The 19,594-nt window shown below is 30.4% G+C and carries 20 protein-coding genes; 19 read left to right on the forward strand and 1 reads right to left on the reverse strand.

The window, feature by feature from the left end; translation table 11 throughout:
- The first annotated feature begins 5 nt into the window (after positions 1–5).
- The 12 genes from KXZ80_RS03110 to mgsA all read left to right on the forward strand — a co-directional run bounded on the left by KXZ80_RS03110 (position 6) and on the right by mgsA (position 11,448).
- Positions 6–977 carry an RnfABCDGE type electron transport complex subunit B gene (locus tag KXZ80_RS03110; RefSeq protein WP_021432039.1) on the forward strand — a complete coding sequence of 324 codons (972 nt, stop codon included), beginning with the start codon at positions 6–8 and terminating at the stop codon, positions 975–977.
- 157 nt (positions 978–1,134) lie between these two features.
- On the forward strand, positions 1,135–1,713 hold the full coding sequence (locus KXZ80_RS03115; protein WP_021432040.1) for a Maf family protein: 579 nt from the start codon (positions 1,135–1,137) through the stop codon (positions 1,711–1,713).
- Between the two features lie 56 nt (positions 1,714–1,769).
- Entirely contained in the window at positions 1,770–2,429 is a 660-nt protein-coding gene (gene radC / locus KXZ80_RS03120) for a RadC family protein (RefSeq protein ID WP_038285396.1), read from the forward strand.
- A gap of 28 nt (positions 2,430–2,457) precedes the next feature.
- The gene (locus tag KXZ80_RS03125; protein ID WP_025161249.1) at positions 2,458–3,531 is read left to right on the forward strand and encodes a rod shape-determining protein; all 1,074 of its coding nucleotides are present in this window, start codon (positions 2,458–2,460) and stop codon (positions 3,529–3,531) included.
- Positions 3,532–3,549: 18 nt separating this feature from the next.
- Positions 3,550–4,434 carry a rod shape-determining protein MreC gene (gene mreC / locus KXZ80_RS03130; protein WP_021432042.1) on the forward strand — a complete coding sequence of 295 codons (885 nt, stop codon included), beginning with the start codon at positions 3,550–3,552 and terminating at the stop codon, positions 4,432–4,434.
- 15 nt (positions 4,435–4,449) lie between these two features.
- The gene (mreD, locus tag KXZ80_RS03135) at positions 4,450–4,938 is read left to right on the forward strand and encodes a rod shape-determining protein MreD (RefSeq protein ID WP_021432043.1); all 489 of its coding nucleotides are present in this window, start codon (positions 4,450–4,452) and stop codon (positions 4,936–4,938) included.
- Positions 4,939–4,948: 10 nt separating this feature from the next.
- A complete protein-coding gene (locus tag KXZ80_RS03140; protein ID WP_021432044.1) occupies positions 4,949–7,945 on the forward strand; it encodes a penicillin-binding transpeptidase domain-containing protein in 2,997 nt (998 codons plus the stop codon).
- Positions 7,946–8,004: 59 nt separating this feature from the next.
- Positions 8,005–8,682, forward strand: a complete 678-nt coding sequence (locus tag KXZ80_RS03145; RefSeq protein ID WP_021432045.1) for a septum site-determining protein MinC — start codon at positions 8,005–8,007, stop codon at positions 8,680–8,682.
- A 23-nt stretch (positions 8,683–8,705) separates the two neighbouring features.
- Positions 8,706–9,503 (forward strand): septum site-determining protein MinD, encoded by a 798-nt coding sequence (gene minD / locus KXZ80_RS03150; RefSeq protein WP_021432046.1) that lies wholly within the window; start codon positions 8,706–8,708, stop codon positions 9,501–9,503.
- 17 nt (positions 9,504–9,520) lie between these two features.
- Positions 9,521–9,805, forward strand: coding sequence for a cell division topological specificity factor MinE (gene minE, locus KXZ80_RS03155; protein ID WP_021428631.1), 285 nt, complete (start codon positions 9,521–9,523; stop codon positions 9,803–9,805).
- Positions 9,806–9,898: 93 nt separating this feature from the next.
- Positions 9,899–11,017, forward strand: a complete 1,119-nt coding sequence (rodA, locus tag KXZ80_RS03160) for a rod shape-determining protein RodA (protein WP_021432047.1) — start codon at positions 9,899–9,901, stop codon at positions 11,015–11,017.
- A gap of 17 nt (positions 11,018–11,034) precedes the next feature.
- Entirely contained in the window at positions 11,035–11,448 is a 414-nt protein-coding gene (gene mgsA, locus KXZ80_RS03165; protein ID WP_021432048.1) for a methylglyoxal synthase, read from the forward strand.
- A 52-nt stretch (positions 11,449–11,500) separates the two neighbouring features.
- On the opposite strand, the gene KXZ80_RS03170 is transcribed toward mgsA, so the two are convergent.
- The gene (locus KXZ80_RS03170) at positions 11,501–12,694 is read right to left on the reverse strand and encodes an FprA family A-type flavoprotein (RefSeq protein WP_021432049.1); all 1,194 of its coding nucleotides are present in this window, start codon (positions 12,692–12,694) and stop codon (positions 11,501–11,503) included.
- A 272-nt stretch (positions 12,695–12,966) separates the two neighbouring features.
- Here KXZ80_RS03170 and KXZ80_RS03175 point away from each other — a divergent pair, with 272 nt between their 5' ends.
- The 7 genes from KXZ80_RS03175 to obgE all read left to right on the forward strand — a co-directional run bounded on the left by KXZ80_RS03175 (position 12,967) and on the right by obgE (position 19,578).
- Positions 12,967–14,814 (forward strand): TIGR03960 family B12-binding radical SAM protein, encoded by a 1,848-nt coding sequence (locus tag KXZ80_RS03175; protein WP_021432050.1) that lies wholly within the window; start codon positions 12,967–12,969, stop codon positions 14,812–14,814.
- 2 nt (positions 14,815–14,816) lie between these two features.
- Positions 14,817–15,515, forward strand: coding sequence for a TIGR03936 family radical SAM-associated protein (locus tag KXZ80_RS03180; protein WP_021432051.1), 699 nt, complete (start codon positions 14,817–14,819; stop codon positions 15,513–15,515).
- Positions 15,516–15,717: 202 nt separating this feature from the next.
- A complete protein-coding gene (locus tag KXZ80_RS03185) occupies positions 15,718–17,115 on the forward strand; it encodes an Rne/Rng family ribonuclease (RefSeq protein ID WP_021432052.1) in 1,398 nt (465 codons plus the stop codon).
- Between the two features lie 116 nt (positions 17,116–17,231).
- Positions 17,232–17,543 (forward strand): 50S ribosomal protein L21, encoded by a 312-nt coding sequence (rplU, locus tag KXZ80_RS03190; RefSeq protein ID WP_021428602.1) that lies wholly within the window; start codon positions 17,232–17,234, stop codon positions 17,541–17,543.
- An 11-nt stretch (positions 17,544–17,554) separates the two neighbouring features.
- A complete protein-coding gene (locus KXZ80_RS03195) occupies positions 17,555–17,872 on the forward strand; it encodes a ribosomal-processing cysteine protease Prp (RefSeq protein ID WP_025162085.1) in 318 nt (105 codons plus the stop codon).
- A 14-nt stretch (positions 17,873–17,886) separates the two neighbouring features.
- Positions 17,887–18,171 carry a 50S ribosomal protein L27 gene (rpmA, locus tag KXZ80_RS03200; protein WP_021428632.1) on the forward strand — a complete coding sequence of 95 codons (285 nt, stop codon included), beginning with the start codon at positions 17,887–17,889 and terminating at the stop codon, positions 18,169–18,171.
- Positions 18,172–18,300: 129 nt separating this feature from the next.
- Positions 18,301–19,578: a GTPase ObgE gene (gene obgE / locus KXZ80_RS03205; protein ID WP_021432053.1), complete on the forward strand. Its 1,278-nt coding sequence runs from the start codon at positions 18,301–18,303 to the stop codon at positions 19,576–19,578.
- Positions 19,579–19,594 lie beyond the last annotated feature (16 nt).

The raw sequence follows: 19,594 nt of genomic DNA on the forward strand, positions 1-19,594 counted from the left end.
GATAATTGGCTATAATTAATTCAATTTTAGTTTTAGGTGTAATGGGGTTAATATTTGGAGCAATTTTAGCGTATGCTTCTAAGAAGTTTGCGGTTGAAGTTGATGAAAGAGTAGAATCAATACTTGAAGTATTACCTGGAGCAAACTGTGGAGGATGTGGATTCCCAGGATGTGGAGGTTTAGCAAGTGCTATAGTTGAAGGAAATGCACCTGTAAATGGTTGTCCTGTTGGAGGTAGCGAATGTGCAGCTAAAATAGGAGAGATAATGGGTGTATCATCAGAAGCAGGGGAAAAGAAAGTAGCTAATATTATATGTAGTGGAAATTGCTCTGTTTCAAAAGAAAAATATTTATATGAAGGTATAAATGATTGTAGAGCAGCAAGTGCTTTAAATGGAGGTTCTAAAGATTGTAAATACGGATGTTTAGGACTTGGAACATGTGTAAGTGTTTGTAAGTTTGATGCAATTAAATTGATAGATGGAGTAGCTGTTATAGATGAAGAAAAATGTGTGCTTTGTGGTAAATGTATGGATGTTTGTCCTAAGGGATTAATAACTGAAAAACCTGTTAAAAATAAAGTATTTGTATCTTGTAACAGTAAAGATTTTGGGAAGACAGTAAAAGATAAGTGTAGTGTAGGATGTATAGGGTGTGGAATATGTGCAAAATCATGTCCATTTGATGCTATAAATGTAGAAGATAAAATAGCTAAAATAGATTATAGTAAATGCGTACAATGTATGATTTGCGTTGAGAAATGTCCAACAAAAGCTATAAAGGGTAATTTAAATGATAGAAAAAAAGTTACAATTGAAGAAGATAAGTGTGTAGGTTGTACTATATGTAAAAAACAATGTAAGTTTGATGCAATTTCAGGAGAGTTAAAAGAAAAGCATAAGGTAGATACAGACAAATGTGTAGGATGTCACCTATGCGTTCAAAAATGTCCTAAAAAGGCTATTAAAATTTTATAATGTGGATATTATAGAGATATGGATATTTTCCATATCTCCTATTTTTTTAGAAAAAATAAAAATTGTAACTAGAGTGTAACAAAAACGTTCGACATTAACGTTGAATTTTTTACAATATAATGATAAACTAAATAAGTATCAAAAAAGAGGTGAATTAATGAATATAATATTGGCATCAGGATCGCCTAGAAGAAAAGAAATTTTAGAGAATACAAATCTTCAATTTTCTGTCATAACTAGCGATATAGATGAAAGAATATTTGAAAATGAGGAGCCTATACAACTAGTTTTAAGACTAGCATTTGAAAAATGTATGAGTGTTGCTCAAAATAATCCAAGTGATTTAGTTATTGGAGCTGACACTATTGTTGTTTTAGACAATGAAATTTTAGGGAAACCTAAAAATGAAGAAGAAGCTTTTAATATGTTAAGCAAATTATCAAATAGAGAACATCAAGTAATAACAGGAATGAGCATAGTAAACTTAGAAAATGAAAAAAAGATAGTGGACTATGCTATAAGTAATGTTAAATTTAAAAAATTAACTGACCAAGATATAAAGGATTACATAAGTACTAAAGAGTGTTTAGATAAAGCTGGATCTTATGGGATACAGGGATATGGAGCTCTACTAGTTGAAGAAATAAAGGGAGATTATTTTAATATAGTTGGATTACCAATATCAAAGTTAAGTGATATCCTTAAAATAAATTTCAATATAAATCTTTTTAAATAATTCTAGGGAGGTAATTTTTTATGGGGTCATCAAGTTTATGTATTAGTGTAAAGGAGATGGCATTAGAAGAAAGACCTAGAGAAAAAATGCTTACACAAGGAGAAAAAAGCTTATCTAATGCTGAATTATTAGCAATCATTTTGAGGACAGGAACTAAAAAACAAAGTGTTTTAGAATTAGCAAATTATATAATAAATAAAGATCGACAAGGAATAAGATGGTTAAATGACATAACTATACAAGAGTTATGTGAGATTGATGGCATAGGGCTATCTAAAGCAGCGCAAATAAAAGCATCTTTAGAATTAGGTATAAGAATAGCGAGTGCAAAACCTACAAAATATAAAATCACAAACCCATGGGATATTTATAAATATTACATGGATAGTTTACGGTATTTAAATAAAGAGGTTTTTAAAACAATTCTTTTGAATACAAAAAACGAAATAATATGTGATATTGATGTTTCTATAGGGACTCTTAATATGTCAGTGGTTCATCCAAGAGAAGTGTTTAGAGAAGCTATAAAAAGAAGTAGTAACAAAATTATTCTTATGCATAACCATCCATCAGGAAGTATAGAACCATCTCGTGAAGATAAGAATGTAACGTCTAGATTAGTAAAATGTGGCGAATTAATAGGTATTGAAGTCATAGACCATATAATAATAGGTGATGGACTTTATTACAGTTTTAAGGAAAATATGATAATTTGATGGATATATGTGAAAGGAGCTTGAAATTATGGCAAAGAAAGAAAAGAAAGAGAAAAAAGGATTCAAATCTTTATTTGGATTTAATAAAATGTCTAAGGACATGGGAATAGATTTAGGAACAGCAAATACATTAGTTTATATAAAAGGACAAGGTATCGTAGTTAGAGAGCCATCTGTTGTAGCTATAAGAGATGACAGTAAATCTGTTTTAGCAGTAGGAGAAGAAGCTAAGAAAATGATAGGTAGAACACCTGGAAATATAGTAGCTATAAGACCTATGAAAGACGGAGTTATAGCAGATTTTGATGTTACTCAAGCGATGTTAAGTTACTTTATTAAAAAAGCAGCATCTAACAAAGGTGTAGTTAGCCCAAGAATAGCAATCTGTGTACCTTTCGGTGTAACAGAAGTAGAAAAAAGAGCTATAGAAGAAGCTGCTAGACAAGCAGGAGCAAGAGATGCATATCTTATAGAAGAGCCTATGGCAGCTGCAATAGGAGCTGGACTTAGAGTTGAAGAACCAGAAGGAAATATGGTAGTAGATATAGGTGGAGGTACTACAGAGATAGCTGTAATATCTTTAGGTGGTATAGTTACTGCTAAATCTATAAGAATAGGTGGAGACGAGTTTGACGAGTCTATAGTTAACTACGTTAAGAAAGAATACAACTTAATGATAGGTGAAAGAACTGCAGAAGATGTAAAAATACAAATCGGATCAACATTTAAAGATGACTCAGAAGAAACTATGCAAATAAGAGGTAGAGATTTAATATCTGGACTTCCTAAGACTGAGCACATATCATCATCTCAAGTTAGAGAAGCTTTAAAAGAGCCTATAACATCAATAGTAGATGCAATTAAATCAACTTTAGAAAAAACTCCACCAGAATTATCTTCAGATATAATGGAAAACGGAATAATGCTAACTGGAGGTGGAGCTTTACTTAGAGGGCTTGACAAGTTAGTAAAAGAGCAAACTGGAATGCCTGTCCATATAGCTGAAAATCCTTTAGACTGCGTTGCGTTAGGTACTGGAAAATCTGTAGAAGATCAAGAAATATTTGAAAAAGTATTAATGATGAATAACAGTAGAAGATAATTTAAAGTTGGTGATAGGGTGAAACTAAATAATAATAAGAAAAAAAATAATAGAAAATATAACGTTAAAGTGGTAGCAACTATAGGGGTTGCTATCACTTTAATTGGAATTGTAGGAATATCAATAGGCAGATATTCTAAAGGTGGAATTAAAGGAAGTGGCGTTGTATTAAGTTCGATATCATCAATTGAGAGCAACTTAAACAAAGGCTTTACTTTTATTAAAGACGGTACAAGTAACATATTTAAATTTAAAGAAAACGCAAATAAAGTTGATAAGTTAGAAAAAGAAAATGAAAAATTAAAACAAGAAATAATTAATTTAAAAGAAGAATCATCAAGTACTCAATCTCTACAAAGTTTAAAAAAATCACTAAACTTTATAGATGAAAAATACAAAAAAAATATGATAAGTGCGCAAGTAGTAGGTAAAAATGACGGGAACTGGTATAAGTCATTTGTTATAGGAGCAGGAAAGAATGACGGAGTTAAAAAAGATAGTGTTGTAGTTGGAGGAAATGGATTGGTCGGTGTTGTTTACGAAGTTTCTGATAACTATAGTAAAGCTATTTCTTTATTAGATACAAAATCATCAGTAAGCTTTCAATTACTAAAAGATCCTAAAAGTAAAGGTGTAATAAGTCAGGAAGCAAATGAAAACAAAAATTATAAAGCAGAAGGTTTATTAGAAGGTTATATGTTCTCAACTTCATATGATGTACTTCCAGGAGATGTTGTTGTGACATCTGGACTAGGTTTATATCCACAATCAATACCTATTGGAACAGTGGAAAAAGTTATTGATGACAAGAACAAAGGTTTAAAAAATGTAATAGTAAAACCATATGCTGACTTCAAAAACATTGATGATGTTGTAGTTATCGAACCAAGAAATATAAATTAGAAGGAGAAACTACAAATGAAAAGAATATTACTTTTTCTTATTGGTGTTTTGATAGTTATAGTAGAAGGTAGTATCACTAATTATTTTGATATACTTGGGGTTAGCGCAAACTTTCTTCTAATATATATTACTATAATATCTTTATACTTAGATGATATAGAAGCTGTTACAATAGCTGTTTTATTAGGGTTTGTAAAAGACATAGCTTTAGGAAGTATATTTGGGGTTAATGCTTTGATTTTAGCTGTAATAGCATATGGAATAAGCAACTTAAATGATAAAATATACAAAAATAGCTATATAACTGTTTTTGCATTAGTTTTTATAACAAGTTTAATAGATTCTATTGTGAATATAGTTCTTTTAGGGACGGTATACCAAACTTATGATATTTTACATATCTTCATTAAGGGGATATGTACAGTGCCACTTGTAAATAGTATAGGAAGTTTAATTTTTTATTATATTTTCAAGGGGTCAATCCTTAAATTGAAAAAAGATTAGTGGTGATTAAATGGATGAAAATAAAAGATTTGATAGGCTTGATATAATAAAGTATATAATTATTGTAGTTCTTTGTATTATACTTGCGAAAATTATATACATGACGACATTTAAACATGAGCATTATAATGAGCTAGCTAGTAATAAAACATATAAAGAAATTCCGATAAAAGCTCCGAGAGGAGAAATAAAAGATAGATATGGACGTACATTAGCTTCTAACAGAAACTCTTTCACAATTCATATATCAAATGATGGAGTTAACAAAAAAGATAAAAACGGAAAAACTAAAGCTAATGAAATTTCATTGGAGCTAATCAATTTATTAGAAAAAAATAAAGAGGAATTTATAGATGAATTTCCTATATACGTAGAAAATGGAAAGTACTTCTATACATTTGATAAGAAAATAAGAGATTATAAATTAGAAAATGAAGTTCCATTGGAATTAAATGCTAAAGAGACTTTTTACTATATAGTTGATAAAGCTATAAAGGAAAATAAAATAGAATCATCTGTAAGAAATTTAGAACCAGCTGAAATTCAAAAAAAATTAAACTCTGTAGGAATATATCCTCCAATTTTAGTTAAAGACTGGAAGTTTACGGAACAAAGAAACAAAGAAGACTGGTTAAAGGGATACAAGATAGATAATATAAATATTAATGCAAAAAATGCATTCAAAGAAATTAGAAAATACTATGAAATACCTGGTAGCTTATCTAATACAGATGCTAGGAAAATTATGATTGTTAGAGATGCACTTAAATCTCAAGGGTTTGTTCAATATAAACCTGTAACAATAGCAAAAGATGTAAATGAAAAAACTATATCTGAAATAGAAGAAAGAGCTATAGAATTCCCAGGAGTATCGGTAGCTATAGAACCGGTTAGGGATTATCCTGAAAAGAACTTAGCATCTCATACTCTAGGTACTATGGGTAAAATTTCAGAAGATGAACTTGCTAAAAAGCAAGAAGATGGAGATACAAGATATAGCAAAAGTGATATAGTAGGAAAAACAGGTATTGAAAGATATTATGAAGATAAATTAAAAGGTGAAGATGGATACAAAAAGGTTGAGGTTGACTCTGTTGGTAGAGTTAGTAAAGAGTTAGACGTAAAAGAACCAAAATCTGGAGATACTGTATATCTTAGTATAGATAAAGATTTACAGAAAGTATCTGATGAGTCATTAGAAAAAATAATAAAAGCAGCAAGATCGGGTGGAACGTTTACAAGTGTATTTGGAAACTATAGTACAGCAGGAAAAACAGCTCCATATTTAGATTCTGGGGCTATGCTAGTGATTGATGTTAAAACTGGAGATATATTAGCTTCATCTAGTTATCCTAATTACGATCCAAACTTATTTGCAACAGGAATATCATCTGAGGAATATGAAAAATTACAACCTAAAAATCCTAATGATGTTTTATCAGCAAATCCTTTAAATAACCTGGTTACAAATGGAGCATTCCAACCGGGATCTACATTTAAGATGGTAACGGGTATGGCAGCATTAGAAGGTGGTTTAAGCCCAACTTATGCTATAAATGACCCTGGGGTAATTTATCTTGGAAATAGACCATTTGCCGATTATGTATGGCATCATGGTAGATCAAACCATGGATATACAAATTTATATAAAGCTATACAAGAATCTTGTAATATTTATTTCTATACTGTAGGTACTGGATATAACTGGCAAGAAAAGAAAAGTCTTGGGATAGATACAGGACCTGAGAAAATATTAGAATATGCAAAATTATTTGGATTAAATGATCATACTGGTCTTCAATCTGAAGTAGGCGAAAGTAAAGGGCAAGTTCCAAATAAAGAAGATAAACTTAAAAATACAGAAAACTCTCTAAGAGTAGAATTAGACAAAAAAATGAGAGATGCTTTTACAGATATAACAAAAGCTAAAAATCCAGATGAGTACAATGAAAGAATTAATGAAATTGTAAGCTGGACTAAAGATAATCCTTCAAGAAATGAAATTATGAAGAGACTTGAAAAGCTTCATGTTAAAGAAGATAAAATAACAGAAATTACTGACTTTGCTAAATTTAACTACTTTAATTTTGGAAATTGGTCAGATGCAGATACATTCAACTTAGCTATAGGGCAAGGGGAAAATGCATATACTCCAGCTCAAATAGCTAGATACGTTGCAGCAATAGCTAATGGAGGAAACTTAGTAGAAGCTTCTGTAGTTGATAAAACTGTTTCTAGTGATTTTAAAGATGTTAAGGTAGATACAAATAAAGTTGAAAAAATACCTTTTAAAGATCCTAATAATTTAAAGGATTTAACTCAAGGTATGAAACAAGTTGCTAAAATAGGTGGAGGAAAAAGTGTATTTGCTAATTTCCCTATTGAAACAGCTGTAAAAACAGGTACAGCAGAAAGAAGTGGTAAGATACCTACAGAAAATGAATATGATTACTTAATTAGCCATATGGGATCATATGGGGTATCTAAAGATGAAGCTGTTAAAGAAGCAAACAAACTTTTAAAAGAAGCAAATGAAAAAGCTAAAGTAGAGTTTGAGAAAGAACAAAAAGCTGAAAAACAAAAAGAAGAAAAAGAAAGCAAGTCTTTATTTGGCAAAAAAGAAGAAAAGACAGATACAAAGACAGAAGCTGAATTTGTTCCAGACAATAGTGAAGCTACAAAAGCTAGATACTTAAGAAAAGCAATAAAAGAATTAAATCCTAAATTAACAGATGATCAAATAGATGCATATAAACAAGATTATCCATCATTTGCTTGGTCAGTAGGTTTTGCTCCAGCTAATGACCCTGAGATAGCTGTTGTAACTGTTTTACCTAAAGGTAATTCAAGTAGTCTTGCGCTACCTCCTATGAGAGAAGTTATGGGACAATATTTCGGATTAATAGATGAAAAGAAAAATAAAGAAGAAAAAGCAAATAAAGAAGCGGAAGCTGCAAAAGAACAAGATGGCAATGCAATGAATTTTGCATCTCAGTTAAAAAAATAGAAGGATTTGAAAAAAAATTGGAGAATATATAAAGTGAGATATAGCTTTGGAGGTATAAAATGTCTTTTAAAGCAACAAATGAGGAATTAGTGGAATTTAAAGGAAATAAAAGAGGCATAGTTATCAATGTAAAAAGGAAGGCATCGTTTGAAGAAATTAGACAATGCATAATAGATAAAATAGAAACATCTATAGGTTTTTTCAATGGAGCTAAAATTTATTCTATAAATTATAATCATTTGAGTGATGTGGAATTACTTCGATTAAAGGAAGATATAACTTCAAGATTTGATATTGAGTTTATAGAAGATGAAATTAAAATACCATATGCTTATCATGATACTAAGTATGTAAATAATATGCGCTCTGGAGAAAATGTAGAGTTCGAAGGCGATGTGGTTGTAATGGGTGATATGAAACCAGGTTGTCAAGTTATAGCTACTGGAAGTGCTGTTGTAATGGGCAATATAAGCCCAGGAGCTAAAGTCATTGCATATGGAAATGTAGTTGTAATGGGTAAAGTTGAAGGATTTATACATGCAGGGTCAAAGGGGAATAAAAATGCTTATATAGTAGCTAATAATTTAAATCCTATGGTTTTAAAAATAGCAAACTATATAGCTGAAGCGCCTGAAGAAGAATATTCACCACGTGATGATATAAATCCTGAAATAGCATTTACAAATAATGAAACAATAGTTATAGAAAATTATTTACCCAAAAAAATAAATAGATAGTTAATGTAGGAGGGGGTAGTATTATGAGTGAAGTTATAGTTATAACATCAGGAAAAGGTGGAGTTGGAAAAACTACAACAACTGCAAACTTAGGAACTGCTTTAAGTTTAGAAAATAAAAAGACGGTTGTAGTTGATGCTGATATAGGCCTTAGAAATTTAGATGTTGTAATGGGTCTTGAAAATAGAATAGTGTACGATATCGTTGATGTTGTTGAGGGTACTTGTAGATTAAAGCAAGCTCTTATAAAAGATAAGAGATTTGATAATTTATATTTACTTCCAGCAGCTCAAACTAGAGATAAAAATGCTCTATCTATAGAACAAATGAAAGACTTATGTGATAAGTTAAGAGAGTCATTTGATTTTATAATCATAGATTGTCCAGCAGGAATAGAACAAGGATTTAAAAATGCTATAGCTGGAGCAGATAGAGCCATAGTTGTAACTAACCCTGAAATATCTGCAGTTAGAGATGCAGATAGAATAATAGGACTTTTAGAAGCAAATGAAGTAAAAGACATACGCTTAGTTATAAATAGAATTAGAAATGAAATGGTTAAGCGTGGAGATATGATGGATAAACAAGATATAGTTGAAATTCTTGCTATAGACTTAATTGGATTAGTTCCTGATGATGAAACTATAATAGTTTCTACCAACAAAGGTGAGCCTGCAATATTAGATTCAAGATCTAATGCAGGACAAGCATATAAAAATGTTGCAAAGAGAATCTTGGGAGAAGATATACCTCTTATGCAAGTAGAAGAAGAAACTAATATACTAACTAAAATTAAGAAGATGTTTGGAATGGCTAAGTAGTGAAGGGGGATAAATTCATGTTAGATTTATTTAAGATGTTTTCTAATGAATCTAAAACTAGTAAAAATGTAGCAAAAGAAAGGCTTAAACTAGTTTTAGTGCATGATAGAATAGACTGTTCTCCACAGCTTCTAGACCTTATTAAGTCAGATATACTTAAAGTTATTGCAAATTATGCTGAGATAGAAGAAGACGGATTAGAAATAAAAATGGCTAAATCTAGAAGTGATGAAGAAGATGGTCCTATATCAGCATTAGTTGCTAACATACCATTAAAGAATATAAAAGAAAGAAGTAGATAGAAAAATGGGGGGAGCGTATTAGCAAACCCCTTTTTGCATTAACATAAATGATACTGCGTAGGTATTGTCACAAATAAGAAAGATGGTGATAACATGTTTGATTTTAGATCAATGTTTAAATTAATGAAAGAGCTTGATTGGAAGCTAATTGCGGTAGTTATTTGTATATTTGGTTTTGGGCTTGTTATACTAAGTAGTGCAACTCATGCAACTACTACAGGAAATTACGCTCAGATAACTAAACAAGGACTAGCGTTCTTACTTGGTATGGGGCTTGTATTTGTAATATTGTTATTTGATTATAATCTTTTAGGGAAGTATTATAAAGCGTTATATATATTAAGCGTAATACTATTAGTATTAGTATGGATACCAGGAATAGGTAAGGCTAATGCAGGAGCTAGATCGTGGCTACACTTAGGACCTTTAGACTTTCAAACTTCAGAACTAGTTAAATTAACTTTTATACTAAGTTATGCAAAAATTGTTGAAGAAAAAAAAGGTAAATTAAAGACAATAAAAGATATAGTGCCGCTTGCATTATATGCTGCGCCTATAATACTACTTTTACTTGTACAGCCAGACCTAGGAACGGCTATAGTATTTTGTTGTATAATAGGAGGTATGTTGTTTACTGCCGGACTTAATGATAAAATAATTAAAAGAGGTCTTATAGCAATAGTTATAGTTATGCCTCTTATGTATATGGTAATGGCACCACATCAAAGAATAAGAATAGATGCTTTCTTACACCCAGAGGACGTTACTTTACCTGGTAACTACCAAGTTATGCAGTCAATGATAGCTATAGGTTCAGGTGGAACGACAGGTAAAGGTCTATATGAAGGAACTCAAAATCAAAATGATTTCTTACCAGTTCAAGATAGTGACTTCATATTTGCTGTTATAGGTGAAGAATTAGGGCTTATTGGAATGTTTGTAATAATTTTACTGTACGGATTATTCTTAATAAGGATGATTGTTATTGCAAAAGAAGCCAAGGATTTTTATGGAACCTTAATAGTTATTGGGGTAGCGAGCATGTTTGCTTATCAGGTTATACAGAATATAGGAATGACTGTTGCTGTAATACCAGTTACAGGAGTAACATTACCATTTGTTAGTTATGGAGGAAGTTCTCTTATGACATCTTTAGCTAACTTAGGTCTTGTACTAAATGTAGGTATGAGAAGAAAGAAAATAAATTTCTAATATATTAGGGGTGACGTATGAATATAGCATTAATAGCACATGATGAAATGAAAAACACTATGGTTGGATTTTGTATAGGATATGAAAATATTTTATGCAATTATGGATTATATGCTACAGGAACTACAGGAAAAAGAATAGAAGATGAAACTAAGTTAAAGATAAAAAGGTTAGCGTCAGGACCTCTTGGTGGAGATCAACAAATAGGGTCATTAATAGTTTCTCAAGATATTGATTTAGTAATATTTTTAAGAGATCCAATGACAGCTCAAGCTCATGAACCAGATATACAAGCTTTAATTAGACTTTGTGATGTGTACCATGTACCTATTGCTACTAATCTTGCTTCAGCTGAAATTTTTATCAAAGGGTTAGATAGAGGGGAACTTTCTTGGAGAGAAGTTAGAAAGACAAATACTCAACGTATATAAATATATAAATAAAAAAGCTATCTCATTTGAGATAGCTTTTTTATTTATATATTTATTTAATTGCTTCAGCGAAGTTAACACCGAAATCAAAACATTCTTGTAAAGTTTCATCACTTGGGAAGAATTTCTTCTTAAGTGTTTCAACAGGCATCTTGAATCCCATATTTTTAACAAGTAGTTCAGCCATAGTTATACCTTCACCACTCCATCCATAAGATCCGAATACTCCAGCAAATTTACCTTGGTTAGCCATAGGGTCTATTAATGAGAACGCATCCCACATAGGTTTAACCATAGTTCTGTTTATTGTTGGAGAACCAAATAATATTCCTTTAGACATTACCATAACATCATGAAGTTCTGCTAAATCCATATTTTCTATGTCATATAAAGTAGCGTCTTCACCTGTTGATTTTATACCTTCGTATATTTTTTCAGCCATTACTTTTGTATTAGTATAAGCTGATAAGTATAATACAGCTACTTGGTCTTGGTTAGTTGTATTAACAGTTTCAGTTGACCATTCTACATATCTTTTAACTTGAGCCATAGGGTCTTTACTTAATATAGGACCGTGAGAAGTTAATATAGTATCAAAATCTAATCCTAACTCAACAACCTTGTTTACAGCTTTTAAAACATGCTTAGAGAATGGTTTAACTATGCAATCAAAGTAGTGTTTAGCTGATTTTAAGTAATCTTCACTGTCTATTACATCTGGATCTACGCTTGCAAAGTGGCATCCAAAAGCATCACAAGTAAGTAATGTTTTATCTTCTTCTATATAAGTAAACATTGTGTCTGCCCAGTGTAAGAATGGTGCAGATATGAATTTTAAAGTTCTTTTACCTATGTTTAAAGTTTCCCCATCTTTTATAACATGACACTTAAATGGTCTGTTAACTTGCTCAGCTAAGTACATTTTAGCTGCATTTGTACATATAACTTCTACATCTGGGTTTATATCAAGTATATATTTTAAACTACCAGCATGATCTGGCTCAGTATGATGTATAACAACATAATCTAATTCTTCTATTTTTGTTAAAGATGATAATTTTTCGATAAACTCACCTTTAAAGTTTGGTTTTACAGTATCAAATAATACTTTCTTTTCATCATCTATAAAATAAGCATTATAAGTTGTCCCAAATTCAGTTTCCATTATGATGTCAAAGATTTTTAAGTCTTTATCTATAACACCAGTCCAATAAATATCTTTTTTAATTTCAAAAGCTTCCTTCATAAAAAAATCCTCCTAAACCGTGATTAATAAAATACGTAATTATATTTAAAATATACCCATTAATAAAACTTTAAAACATATTGTATACAAAAAACTTGAAAAATTCTCAAAACTTTTGCACTCAATACTATATTAACAAAAAATAGTAAAGTTTTGTATATAATAAACTACAAATTGCAAATATATAAGTAATTATATTTTGATACATCTTATTATATCGTGTATAATAATATTTATGTTTATATACTGAAATAAACTTACGGAGGATTTTTATGAATAAAAAAGTAGACTTGAAGAGGATTCTTAAAAAGGTTGAAAAACCTGCTAGATATTTAGGAAATGAAGTAAATTCGATACATAAAGATACAACAAATGAAAATCTTATAAGATATGCTCATTGTTTCCCTGATCTTTATGAAGTAGGAATGAGCCATTTAGGTAGTCATATATTATATGACGTTATAAATAGAGATGAAGATGTATTTTGTGAAAGAGTATATGCTCCAAGTGTAGATATGGAAGAAAAAATGCGCGAAAATAATATTCCTTTATTTGCACTAGAGTCAAGAGAAGCTATAACTAATTTTGACTTTTTAGCTTTTACACTTCAATATGAATTATCATATACTAATATTTTAAATATGATGGATTTAGCAAAAGTTGAAATACTTGCTAAAGATAGAAAGTTAGATGATCCATTTATATTAGTTGGAGGACCTTGTGCCTATAATCCAGAACCTATGGCAGATTTTGTTGATATAGTTGTGTTAGGAGAAGGGGAAGAAGTTAACTTAGAAATAGTTAATAGATATAAAGAATGGAAGAAAAATAAGACTACTAGAGATGAGTTCTTATTAGATATAGCTAACATAGAGGGTGTATACATACCGAAATTCTATGATGTATCTTACAATGAAGATAACACTATAAAAGAAGTTAAAGCTAATATAGAGGGAGTACCTCAAAACCCTCATAAAAGAATAATTAAAGATATGGACTTAGTAGAGTATCCAGAAAAACTTATAGTACCATTTATAGATACTGTACATGATAGAATAGTTTTAGAATTATTTAGAGGATGTACAAGAGGATGTAGATTCTGTCAGGCTGGTATGATATATAGACCTATAAGAGAAAAGAGCTTAGATAGATTAAAAGAAATACTAGAAAAGTTAGTTAAAAATACTGGATATGATGAAATATCATTATCTTCATTAAGTACGAGTGATTATAGTAATTTATCAGAGCTTACAGATTACTTAGTAGAAGAATATGCGTCTAAAAATATAGGTATATCTTTACCTTCTCTTAGATTAGATAACTTCTCTATGGAAATAGCTGAGAAAATACAACAAGTAAGAAAATCAGGACTTACTTTTGCTCCAGAAGCTGGAACTCAAAGAATGAGAGACGTTATAAATAAAGGGGTAACAGAAGAAGACCTAGAAAATGCTACAAGAAAAGCATTTGAAATGGGATGGAATAGTGTAAAATTATACTTTATGATAGGACTTCCAACTGAAACATATGATGATTTAGATGGAATAGCAAATCTTGCTTATAAAGTTATAGATATATACAGAGACGTTAATGGTGGTAAATTAAGAAGAGCATTTGGAGTAACTGTTAGTACTTCAACATTTGTTCCTAAGCCTTTTACACCATTCCAATGGCATGGACAAGATACTACAGAGCAAGTTAGAGAAAAGCAAAGACATTTAGTTAAAAAATTAAAGAATGGAAATATAAAATACAACTATCATGATTCAAAAACTAGTTTAATGGAAGCAGTTATTGCTAGAGGAGATAGAAAACTAGGTAAGGTTATATACGATGCGTATAAAGCTGGTGCTAAGTTTGATGGATGGGCTGAACACTTTAAGCTAGAGATATGGGAAGAAGCAATGAAAAATAATAATCTTGAAATAGCTTTCTATGCAAATAGAGAAAGAGATTATGAAGAAGTATTCCCTTGGGATCATTTAGATGTTGGAGTTAATAAAAAGTTCTTAATTAGAGAAAATGAGCAATCAAAGCAAGAAAAAGTAACAGTTGATTGTAGACATAAATGTAATGGATGTGGAATAAACACTCATACTATAGGAAAGGGGATGTGCTAATTATGAGTAAAATAATAAGATGTAAATTTAAAAAAGAAAATGACATGATATATATCTCTCACCTTGATTTACAAAGATTATTACAAAGAGCTTTTAGAAGAGCTGAAATACAATTATCATATTCTCAAGGATTTAACCCACACCCTAAGATGAGTTATGGACATGCACTAGCACTTGGTACAGAAAGTCAAGGGGAGTACTTAGACGTTGAAATAGAAGAAGATTTAAGCGCTACTGAGTTTATGGAAAAAATAAACACTGCTATGCCGGATGGTATAAAATTTATAAATGCAAAGGAAATAACTAAAGAAGTTCCATCATTAGCATCTACTATAGAATATGGTGAATATATGTTTACTATGGAAGTAGATAAGGAACTATCTAAAGAGTTTATAAAAACTAAAGTAGCAGAGTTAATGAATAAAGAAGAAATTATAATAAGCAAGAAAAATAAAAAAGGAAAAACTGTAGAAGTTAACATCCGACCTATGATAAAGAATTTTGATGTTATAGATGTTGAAGATAGAGTTATAACTTTAGAATCAACTATGGCTACAGGATCTAAGGCAAATTTAAATACTAATATATTTATACCTAAAATGTTAGAAGTATTTGAACTAGATATTGATCCATTAGATGTAGATATATTAAGAAGAGAATTATATATAGTTAAAGATGGAGAGTTAGTAACTCCAATGTAGGAAAGAGGTGGACGGATGTCCACCTCTTTTCTAAAATCAAGGGTACCTATGACTTGGGTATAGTATGTATGTTTCCTTCACACGACGTGTTTAGCACGTAAGTGTTACGTCAACATACACACTATACCCAAGTTTTGTACCTAATGATATAAGTAAATAGATAGACATTAAAAAAATAAGAAAGAGGATAGGAAGTGAGCTTTTGAAAAATATTGTTATAGAGTCATTGGTTAATTCTCAAAAGGTAGCTGTTTTAGAAGATGGAAAATTAAGTGAACTTTTTATAGAGAGTAATTCGAGTAAAAATGTTTCTAATATTTATAGAGGTGTTGTAAAAAAGGCGTTAAAAGGTATAGAAGCTTATTTTGTTGATATTGGAAGTGACAAGCTTGCATATTTAAGCATGAAGAAAAATGAAGAGGTCAAATGTGGACAAGATATTTTGGTTCAAGTAAATAAAGAAGCTATAGGAACAAAAGGTGCAAAGCTTAATACTGAAATAAGTTTTGCAGGAAGATACTTAGTTTATATACCGTCAAATGATAGGCTTACTATATCAAATAAAATAAAATTAGAAAAAGAGAGATTTAGATTAAAAAAAATAGTTCAAGGCGTTGATGAAGAGTTCACAGGTATTATAAGAACTGAAGCGGTAGGATGTTCAAAAGAGGAAATTGAACAAGATATATTAGATTTAAAAGAAAAATACAACAGAGTTTTAAAAGAATATAAGTTAGGAATAGGACCTAAACTTTTATACAAGGATCTTGATTTTGCATCTAAGTATGTAAAAGATAATGTAAATGACAGTGTTTTAAAAATTATTGTGAATAATAATGATAAGTACGAAGAACTAAAAAATATACTAGGACATATTGATAAGAATTATAAAGATAAATTATTATTAGAAAATAATAAGGATGTATTTGACCTACATTCAGTCCAATCTCAGATAGATAAATGTTTAAATAGAAAAGTATGGCTAAAAAGTGGTGGATATTTAATAATAGATAAGACTGAAGCTTTGACAGTGATAGATGTTAACACAGGAAAATTTACTGGAAATTCTAATTTAGAAGAAACAATATATCAAACTAACTTAGAAGCAGCTATAGAAATTTCTAAACTTCTAAGGATTAGGGATATAGCAGGAATAATTATTGTAGATTTTATAGATATGCAAAAAAATGAATACAAAAAAAATCTATTAGAAGTTTTAAGCAAAGAAACGGATAAAGATAGAAGGAAAACAAATGTTATGGGGATGACAAAACTTGGATTAGTTGAAATTGCTAGAAGAAGAGAAAAAGATTCCATAGATAATTACTACCTTAGCCAATGTTTTGTATGTAAAACTGGAGAAAGTATAAAGTCGATTAATAGAATTTTAGACGAAATAGAAAAGGAAGTAATGAGAATAAAAGAACATACTTCGTATAGACAAGTTAAAATAGAATTAAATCCTTATGTTTCAGATGAAATAGATAAAAATTATAAAGATAAAATTGATAATATAAGCAAGAAATACAATGTAAAAATAAATATAGATAAAAAAGCTGAAATTCAGCATGAAAATATGAATATTATTTTTAATAGTTAGTTGACAGTTTATATAAATTATAGTATTATTTATAAATGTAGTGCCGCTCAATAAAGGTTTGGAAATCTCTTATGAGTACCTTGTATTGGCGAGTTTGAGACCGAGGAGGTGTATTTATGTACGCTATAGTTAAAACTGGAGGAAAGCAATACAAAGTTGCTGAAGGTGATGTAATCTTCGTAGAGAAGTTAAACGCTAACGAAGGTGATGTAGTTACTTTAAACGAAGTATTAGCTTGTTCTAAAGATGGAAACTTAGTAGTTGGAGCTCCAACTGTTGATGGTGCATCTGTAACTGCTAAAGTTGTAGAGCAAGGTAAAGCTAAGAAAGTTATAGTTTTCAAATATAAAGCTAAAAAAGACTACAGAAGAAAGAACGGACATCGTCAAGCTTACACTAAGTTAGTAGTTGAAAAAATAAACGCTTAATTGTAATTGCCATGATAAAAGTTAAATATTATCAAAACGACGATTTCATGCTTAAAGGTTTTTGTCTTAATGGACATGCTGACTATGCAGAACTTGGTTCTGATATTGTATGTGCTGCGGTTACATCCAATGCATTATCAGTTATAAATTCTTTAAGTAAATTGCAGAAAATTGAATTTGATAAAGTTATAGGCCAAGAAGGTCACATTGAATGCATTGTTAAAGATGAATATCTAGACAAAGCTCAATTGTTACTACAACATTTTCAATTAGCTATTAGTGAAATTAAAAGGGAATACCCAAAAAATATAAAAATTCTAAAAAAGTAGGAGGTGACTCCAGAATGTTAAAAATGAACTTACAATTACTTGCATCTAAAAAAGGGGTAGGATCTTCTAAGAACGGTAGAGATTCTGTTTCTAAAAGATTAGGTGTTAAGAGATTCGATGGACAAGTTGTAACTGCTGGAAGTATAATAGTTAGACAAAGAGGAACTAAGATACATCCAGGAACTAACGTAGGTAAAGGTGGAGATGATACTTTATTCGCATTAGTTGACGGTGCTGTTAAATTCGAAAGAAAAGACAAGAAAAGAAAAAAAGTAAGTGTATACCCAGTTGCTGAGTAATACGCTAAAAAAAGGAGTGTTCATACACTCCTTTTTTAAATATAATGATTAAAATAGCTCGGAGAGAATTTATATTATAGATTGTGGCAAATATAAATAAAAAAGCTTTAAAAAAGAAGGTGAATTAATATGTTTATAGATAAGGCTAGGATACTTGTAAAAGCTGGAAACGGTGGTAACGGATCAGTATCTTTTAGAAAAGAAAAATACGTTCCAGCAGGAGGACCAGACGGAGGAGACGGAGGTCGTGGAGCTAGTATAATATTTAAAGTTGATTCAGGATTAAGAACATTAATGGATTTTAAATATCAAACTAAGTATTCTGCACAAGCTGGTGGAGATGGAACTAAAAAAAGACAAGCTGGTAAAAACGGTGAAGATTTAGTTTTATTAGTTCCTCCAGGAACAATAATAAGAGACGAAGCAACAGGTCTTATAATAGCTGACTTAAAAGAAGAAGGCGATGAAGCAGTAGTTGCAAAAGGTGGAAGAGGTGGAAGAGGAAATCAACACTTCGCCAATGCAATAAGACAAGCTCCTGCATTTGCTAAATCAGGAACTGATGGAGAAGAAAAGTGGATAATATTAGAGTTAAAAATGATAGCTGATGTTGGTTTATTAGGATTCCCAAATGTAGGTAAATCAACATTTTTATCAGTAGTAACTAAAGCTAAACCAAAAATAGCTAACTATCATTTCACAACTTTAACACCAAATTTAGGAGTTGTACAAACTAAGTTTGGCGAAAGTTTTGTACTTGCTGATATACCAGGACTTATAGAAGGTGCTGCAGAAGGTATAGGATTAGGTCATGATTTCTTAAGACACGTTGAAAGAACTAAGGTATTAATCCATATAGTTGATATATCAGGAATAGAAGGCAGAGATGCTTTAGAAGATTTTGATAAAATAAATGATGAGTTAAAGTTATATAATGAAAAGTTATCTACTAGACCTCAAGTTGTTGTTGCTAACAAAATAGACATAATGGAAGATGAAAGTAACTTCGAAAACTTTAAGACTGAATTAGAGTCAAGAGGATATAAAGTATTCAAGATGTCTGCAGCAACAAGACAAGGAATTGATGATGTTATAGCTTACGTTGCTCAATTATTAAATGAAGTTGAAGACGTTGAGTTAGTAACTGAAGAAGAAATGTATAGACCAGAATTAGTTCAAGAAACTGAAGATGGACTAGAAGTTGAAATAGAAGATGGAGTATATGTTGTTACAGGTAAAGCTTTAAGAAGAATAATGTACTCTGTTAACTTTGAAGATATGGAATCTGTTCAGTTCTTCCAAAAATCTATGGAATCTCAAGGTGTATTTGATAAGCTAAGAGAAATGGGCATAGAAGATGGAGATACTGTTAAGATATACGATATAGAATTCGAATTCTATAATTAAAATTAATTAAAGACGT

The sequence above is a fragment of the Paraclostridium bifermentans genome (assembly GCF_019916025.1).
In the GTDB taxonomy this organism is placed as follows: domain Bacteria; phylum Bacillota; class Clostridia; order Peptostreptococcales; family Peptostreptococcaceae; genus Paraclostridium; species Paraclostridium bifermentans.

What these genes read in the sequence shown, in the direction of transcription:
- KXZ80_RS03125 (WP_025161249.1), top strand. Translation starts at nt 2,458, where the DNA reads ATGGCAAAGAAAGAAAAGAAAGAGAAAAAAGGATTCAAATCTTTATTT.
- KXZ80_RS03115 (WP_021432040.1), top strand. Translation starts at nt 1,135, where the DNA reads ATGAATATAATATTGGCATCAGGATCGCCTAGAAGAAAAGAAATTTTA.
- rodA (WP_021432047.1), top strand. Translation starts at nt 9,899, where the DNA reads ATGTTTGATTTTAGATCAATGTTTAAATTAATGAAAGAGCTTGATTGG.
- mreD (WP_021432043.1), top strand. Translation starts at nt 4,450, where the DNA reads ATGAAAAGAATATTACTTTTTCTTATTGGTGTTTTGATAGTTATAGTA.
- rplU (WP_021428602.1), top strand. Translation starts at nt 17,232, where the DNA reads ATGTACGCTATAGTTAAAACTGGAGGAAAGCAATACAAAGTTGCTGAA.
- KXZ80_RS03170 (WP_021432049.1), bottom strand. Translation starts at nt 12,694, where the DNA reads ATGAAGGAAGCTTTTGAAATTAAAAAAGATATTTATTGGACTGGTGTT.
- KXZ80_RS03195 (WP_025162085.1), top strand. Translation starts at nt 17,555, where the DNA reads ATGATAAAAGTTAAATATTATCAAAACGACGATTTCATGCTTAAAGGT.
- radC (WP_038285396.1), top strand. Translation starts at nt 1,770, where the DNA reads ATGGCATTAGAAGAAAGACCTAGAGAAAAAATGCTTACACAAGGAGAA.
- KXZ80_RS03180 (WP_021432051.1), top strand. Translation starts at nt 14,817, where the DNA reads ATGAGTAAAATAATAAGATGTAAATTTAAAAAAGAAAATGACATGATA.
- obgE (WP_021432053.1), top strand. Translation starts at nt 18,301, where the DNA reads ATGTTTATAGATAAGGCTAGGATACTTGTAAAAGCTGGAAACGGTGGT.
- rpmA (WP_021428632.1), top strand. Translation starts at nt 17,887, where the DNA reads ATGTTAAAAATGAACTTACAATTACTTGCATCTAAAAAAGGGGTAGGA.
- KXZ80_RS03140 (WP_021432044.1), top strand. Translation starts at nt 4,949, where the DNA reads ATGGATGAAAATAAAAGATTTGATAGGCTTGATATAATAAAGTATATA.
- KXZ80_RS03145 (WP_021432045.1), top strand. Translation starts at nt 8,005, where the DNA reads ATGTCTTTTAAAGCAACAAATGAGGAATTAGTGGAATTTAAAGGAAAT.
- mgsA (WP_021432048.1), top strand. Translation starts at nt 11,035, where the DNA reads ATGAATATAGCATTAATAGCACATGATGAAATGAAAAACACTATGGTT.
- minD (WP_021432046.1), top strand. Translation starts at nt 8,706, where the DNA reads ATGAGTGAAGTTATAGTTATAACATCAGGAAAAGGTGGAGTTGGAAAA.
- KXZ80_RS03175 (WP_021432050.1), top strand. Translation starts at nt 12,967, where the DNA reads ATGAATAAAAAAGTAGACTTGAAGAGGATTCTTAAAAAGGTTGAAAAA.
- minE (WP_021428631.1), top strand. Translation starts at nt 9,521, where the DNA reads ATGTTAGATTTATTTAAGATGTTTTCTAATGAATCTAAAACTAGTAAA.